The sequence below is a fragment of the Streptomyces sp. NPDC102462 genome (assembly GCF_044765425.1).
In the GTDB taxonomy this organism is placed as follows: Bacteria; Actinomycetota; Actinomycetes; order Streptomycetales; family Streptomycetaceae; genus Streptomyces.
Window position 1 is genome coordinate 26,559 of record NZ_JBIWKB010000086.1, and the last position, 5,367, is coordinate 31,925.

Consider the following 5,367-nt stretch of genomic DNA (forward strand, 5'->3'; position numbering starts at 1 on the left):
CGCACGTTGTCGGCGTGCCGGGTTCGTACGCGCCATCGGCGTGCCGAGCCCGCACGCGCCGTCGGCGTGGTGAGGCTCGCGCATGTCGTCGGCAAGCTGAGGCTTGCGCACATCGTCGGCGTGCTGAGGCTCGCACGCCACAGGTCTGCCGATGGGGGGGCCAGTCCGGGTTGTCCCGTTCCTCATCCCGCACGTCATGGCGCAAGGCCAGGGTGCCCTTGTCAGCGTGCCGTCGAACGCCGTCCGCCTCGGCCCCCGCCGCCGCTTCGTCTCGCCGTCCTGGCCGAGGCCGCCCTCAACGCCTAGGGCAAAGGCACCGCGCCGGTCCTGCGGACCGGACCCCCCGTGCCGCTCAGCCCCGCCGGTACTCCGCCGCCCAGGCCTCGATGGTGTCCGCAGCCCGGTCGAAGGCCGAGACCCGCCCCAGGAAGTCAAGGTTGTGCGTGGTCAGCAGCGGCGCGGACTCCTCGGCCGCACGGTCCTGGCGTACGAGGACCAGCGCCTGCCCCTGCACCGTGCGCGGCAGCCCGAGCCAGCGCACCGGCGTCTGCACCGTACGCACCGCGACGATCCGCTTCCAGGGCACGGTGCGGGTGACGAGGAAGTCCACATGCCGCAGGCCGCGCGCGCTCACCCACACGCCCATGCGCAGCAGCCGCAGCGCCGCGACGATGACGAGCAGCGCGAGCGCGAACACCACCCCCGCGGAGGCCGGCGAGGCGGTCAGGGCGATGATGACGGCGCCGAACAGCACGAACGAGGCGAGCAGCAGCCACAGCGCTGCCGCTCCCACCCGCCAGGGACCCGGCCGGTAGGGCCGGCGCCAACGGGCGCGGTCGTCGTGCGGCAACGCGATGTCGTCGGCTGCCTCGAAGGAGCGGTCGGCCGTCAGGAAGGGCAGGGGCACGGCTGGTCCTCACTCGTCCATGCATGGGCTGTGCCCGGTGAGGCTATCCGCCGGGGTCCCCGCTCACCACCCGCGGGGGTCCGTAAGGGGGGCGCACGGGCCCTGCCCGGTCAGCGCCCCTGCGCGGCCTGCGACTGCGGGGTCTGTGGGGCGGCGGGAGTGGACAGCGCGGGTATCCCGAGGACGAGGGAGCCCACGAGCCCGGCCACGAGGGTGAGTCCGAGCAGCCAGCGCCCGGCCATCTGACCGGCGGACGCACGCTGACGCGGCGGGGGAGCGACATTGCTGCGGAACTTGTCGGCCTCGGCGAGGAAGGCGAACGGCACGGGTTCGCGCCGGCGGAACATCGGGCGGACATCTCCCTTCGGGAAGCGGACATCATGATCGAACGGATGACTCTCACCCGGACAGACGAGTGAGCCACGGGAAAGGTGCCCGGTTTCGCCAAGTTCATTGGGTCCCGGCAGTGAACGCCCCGTTTGGCGGGTCGTAGAGTGGCGTCGCCAAGTGACGAGATGGGAAGGACCCGCCGCATCGTGACCCCCACCCCCGACGACGAGTTCAAGATCGAGCTGCGCAGCGATGTCACCGTCGAACTGGTCAAGCACAGCGCGGCGGACGCCGACGTGCTGTTCGCGGCCCGTGTCTCGACGGTCGGGGAGCAGTCCCTGGACGAGCTGAACAAGGACCCCGAGCGCTCGAAGGGCCTGATCAACTTCCTTATGCGGGACCGGCACGGCAGCCCGTTCGAGCACAACTCGATGACCTTCTTCGTCAGCGCCCCGATCTTCGTGTTCCGCGAGTTCATGCGGCACCGCGTGGGCTGGTCCTACAACGAGGAGTCCGGCCGCTACCGCGAGCTGCAGCCGGTGTTCTACGTGCCGGACACGTCGCGCAAGCTGGTGCAGCAGGGGCGGCCCGGCAAGTACGTGTTCGTCGAGGGCTCACCCGGCCAGCACGAGCTGGTCACGCGCGCCATGGAGGAGTCCTACCGCCAGGCGTACCGGACCTACCAGCAGATGCTCGCCGAGGGGATCGCCCGCGAGGTGGCCCGGTCCGTGCTCCCGGTCGGCCTCTACTCCTCGATGTACGCCACCTGCAACGCCCGCTCGCTGATGCACTTCCTCGGCCTGCGCACCCAGCACGAGCTGGCCAAGGTGCCGTCCTTCCCGCAGCGGGAGATCGAGATGGTCGGCGAGGGGATGGAGGCCGCCTGGGCCCAGCTCATGCCGCTCACCCACGCCGCCTTCAACGCCAACGGCCGCGTCGCCCCCTGAGACCGCACGCAGGTACGGATCAGCCTGGCGAAGTGTCCGTATTGCGGCATTTGGAGAAGTTCATCTAGCCTGATCAAACGGACCCGGCACTGCTTGAACCCCCGAGCAGGCAGTGCCGGGCTCCGCATTTGTCCGGACTTTCCCGTCACCCCTAGGGCAGACCGCGCAGTGAGCAGCGAGTAGCGTGTTACCCATGGCTCCGACCTCCACTCCGCAGACCCCCTTCGGGCGGGTCCTCACCGCCATGGTCACGCCCTTCACGGCGGACGGCGCGCTCGACCTCGACGGCGCCCAGCGGCTCGCCACCCACCTGGTGGACGCAGGCAACGACGGCCTGATCGTCAACGGCACCACTGGCGAGTCCCCCACCACCAGCGACGCGGAGAAAACGGATCTCGTACGAGCGGTACTGGCGGCGGTCGGCGACCGCGCCCACGTCGTGGCCGGTGTCGGCACCAACGACACCCACCACAGCACCGAGCTGGCCCGCGCCGCGGAGAAGGCCGGCGCACACGGCCTCCTAGTCGTCACCCCGTACTACAACAAGCCCCCGCAGGAGGGCCTGTACCGGCACTTCACCGCCGTCGCCGACGCCGCCGAACTGCCGGTCATGCTGTACGACATCCCCGGCCGCAGCGGCGTCCCGATCAACACCGAGACGCTGGTCCGCCTCGCCGAGCACCCGAGGATCGTCGCCAACAAGGACGCCAAGGGCGACCTCGGCCGGGCCGGCTGGGCCATCGCCCAGTCCGGACTCGCCTGGTACTCCGGCGACGACATGCTCAACCTGCCGCTGCTCTCCATCGGCGCGGTCGGCTTCGTCTCGGTCGTCGGCCATGTGGTCACCCCGGACCTGCGCGCCCTGGTCGACGCCTTCACCTCGGGCGACGTCCACAAGGCCACCGAGATCCACCAGAAGCTGCTCCCCGTCTACACCGGCATGTTCCGCACCCAGGGCGTCATGACGGTCAAGGCCGCGCTCGCCCTCCAGGGCCTGCCCGCAGGACCGCTGCGCGCACCCATGATCGAGTGCACGCCCGAGGAGATCGCACAGCTCAAGATCGATCTTGCCGCCAGCGGGGTACAGCTCTAACACCAGACTTGGCACCATCCGGGCTTCACAACTGAATAGGCGGGCCACCGGTGCCCGCATCCGACAACGACAACTGCTTCTGCACGAACGTCACGCGCGCCACGTGCCCACCGGTACGTGGCGCGCGTGGTGAGGAGGGTCTTTTGAGTCATCCGCATCCTGAACTCGGCTCACCCCCGCCGCTCCCCGAGGGCGGCCTGCGGGTCACCCCGCTCGGCGGTCTCGGCGAGATCGGCCGGAACATGACGGTCTTCGAGTACGGCGGCCGCCTGCTGATCGTCGACTGCGGAGTGCTCTTCCCCGAGGAGGAGCAGCCCGGAATCGATCTGATCCTGCCGGACTTCTCGTCGATCAGAGACCGCCTCGACGACATCGACGGCATCGTCCTCACCCACGGCCACGAGGACCACATCGGCGGAGTGCCGTTCCTCCTCAAGGAGAAGCCGGACATCCCGCTGATCGGCTCCAAGCTCACCCTCGCCCTGATCGAGGCGAAGCTCCAGGAACACCGCATCCGCCCATACACCCTCGAAGTCGCCGAGGGCAACCGCGAGCGCATCGGCCCCTTCGACTGCGAGTTCATCGCGGTCAACCACTCCATCCCGGACGCCCTCGCGGTCGCGATCCGCACCCCCGCCGGCATGGTGGTCCACACGGGCGACTTCAAGATGGACCAGCTGCCGCTGGACAATCGCCTCACGGATCTACACGCGTTCGCACGGCTGAGCGAGGAGGGCATCGACCTCCTCCTCACCGACTCCACCAACGCCGAGGTCCCCGGCTTCACCCCGCACGAGCGTGACATCTCCAACGTTCTGCGCCAGGTCTTCGCGAGCGCCCGCAAGCGGATCATCGTGGCCAGCTTCGCCAGCCACGTCCACCGCATCCAGCAGATCCTGGACGCGGCGCACGAGTACGGCCGCCGGGTCGCCTTCGTCGGCCGCTCGATGGTCCGCAACATGGGCATCGCCCGCGACCTGGGCTATCTGAAGGTCCCGCCGGGCCTGGTGGTGGACGTGAAGACGCTCGACGACCTGCCGGACCACGAGGTGGTCCTGGTCTGCACGGGCTCCCAGGGCGAACCGATGGCCGCCCTGTCCCGGATGGCCAACAGGGACCACCAGATCCGCATCGTCGACGGCGACACGGTCATCCTGGCCTCGTCCCTCATCCCGGGCAACGAGAACGCCGTCTACCGCGTGATCAACGGCCTGACCCGCTGGGGCGCCAACGTCGTCCACAAGGGCAACGCCAAGGTGCACGTCTCCGGCCACGCGTCCGCCGGCGAGCTGCTGTACTTCTACAACATCTGCCGCCCGAAGAACCTGATGCCGGTGCACGGCGAGTGGCGCCACCTGCGGGCCAACGCCGAACTGGGAGCCCTCACCGGCATCCCGCACGACCGGATCGTCATCGCGGAGGACGGCGTCGTCGTCGACCTCGTCGAGGGCAAGGCGAAGATCTCCGGCAAGGTCCAGGCCGGCTATGTGTACGTCGACGGACTCTCGGTCGGCGATGTCGGCGAGCCCGCCCTGAAGGACCGCAAGATCCTCGGCGACGAGGGCATCATCTCGGTCTTCGTGGTGGTGGACTCCACCACCGGCAAGATCACGGGCGGCCCGCACGTCCAGGCCCGCGGCTCCGGCATCGAGGACTCCGCCTTCGCGGGCGTCATCCCGAAGATCACGGAAGCACTGGAGCGGTCCGCCCAGGACGGCGTCGTGGAACCCCACCAGCTGCAACAGCTCATCCGCCGCGCCCTGGGCAAGTGGGTCTCGGACACCTATCGGCGCAGGCCGATGATCCTCCCCGTCGTCGTGGAGGTCTGACCCGCGGACGTTCCCTCGTCCGTGTGAACCCGGAGCGGGGTGCCCCGATTTGCATCGGGGCACCCCGCTCCAGTACGTTTACGGCTCCGCCTGAGAGGGAAGCCCAGCCGCTTCGTGTGCGCTGAGCCCTGCCTCATCGGGGCGGCGGAAAATCCGGCTCAGAATCTCTGATAAAGTCGGGTCCGCCGGAAAGGGAAACGCGAGAGCGGGAACCTGGAAAGCACCGAGGAAATCGGGTCGAGAAAAGATCTGATAGAGTCG

General features: G+C 69.1%; 6 protein-coding genes. 3 read left to right on the forward strand and 3 right to left on the reverse strand.

Features of this window, described 5'->3' with window-relative positions:
- Positions 1-352: 352 nt before the first annotated feature.
- Both ACIRFL_RS40315 and ACIRFL_RS40320 read right to left on the reverse strand, forming a co-directional pair.
- Positions 353-907 (reverse strand): hypothetical protein, encoded by a 555-nt coding sequence (locus ACIRFL_RS40315; RefSeq protein WP_404039612.1) that lies wholly within the window; start codon positions 905-907, stop codon positions 353-355.
- 110 nt (positions 908-1,017) lie between these two features.
- On the reverse strand, positions 1,018-1,254 hold the full coding sequence (locus tag ACIRFL_RS40320; protein ID WP_404039615.1) for a hypothetical protein: 237 nt from the start codon (positions 1,252-1,254) through the stop codon (positions 1,018-1,020).
- 189 nt (positions 1,255-1,443) lie between these two features.
- On the opposite strand from ACIRFL_RS40320, the gene thyX reads away from it, so the two are divergent.
- The 3 genes from thyX to ACIRFL_RS40335 all read left to right on the forward strand — a co-directional run bounded on the left by thyX (position 1,444) and on the right by ACIRFL_RS40335 (position 5,106).
- A complete protein-coding gene (thyX, locus tag ACIRFL_RS40325) occupies positions 1,444-2,184 on the forward strand; it encodes an FAD-dependent thymidylate synthase (RefSeq protein WP_404039618.1) in 741 nt (246 codons plus the stop codon).
- A gap of 193 nt (positions 2,185-2,377) precedes the next feature.
- On the forward strand, positions 2,378-3,277 hold the full coding sequence (gene dapA, locus ACIRFL_RS40330) for a 4-hydroxy-tetrahydrodipicolinate synthase (protein WP_404039621.1): 900 nt from the start codon (positions 2,378-2,380) through the stop codon (positions 3,275-3,277).
- 143 nt (positions 3,278-3,420) lie between these two features.
- Positions 3,421-5,106: a ribonuclease J gene (locus ACIRFL_RS40335; RefSeq protein ID WP_404039624.1), complete on the forward strand. Its 1,686-nt coding sequence runs from the start codon at positions 3,421-3,423 to the stop codon at positions 5,104-5,106.
- A gap of 78 nt (positions 5,107-5,184) precedes the next feature.
- Here the strand turns inward: ACIRFL_RS40335 and ACIRFL_RS40340 are convergent.
- Positions 5,185-5,367: hypothetical protein (locus ACIRFL_RS40340; RefSeq protein WP_404039627.1), on the reverse strand; the 183-nt coding region annotated here is incomplete at its 5' end.

Coding starts and splice junctions, on each gene's coding strand:
- dapA (WP_404039621.1), top strand. CDS start 2,378: ATGGCTCCGACCTCCACTCCGCAGACCCCCTTCGGGCGGGTCCTCACC.
- ACIRFL_RS40320 (WP_404039615.1), bottom strand. CDS start 1,254: ATGTTCCGCCGGCGCGAACCCGTGCCGTTCGCCTTCCTCGCCGAGGCC.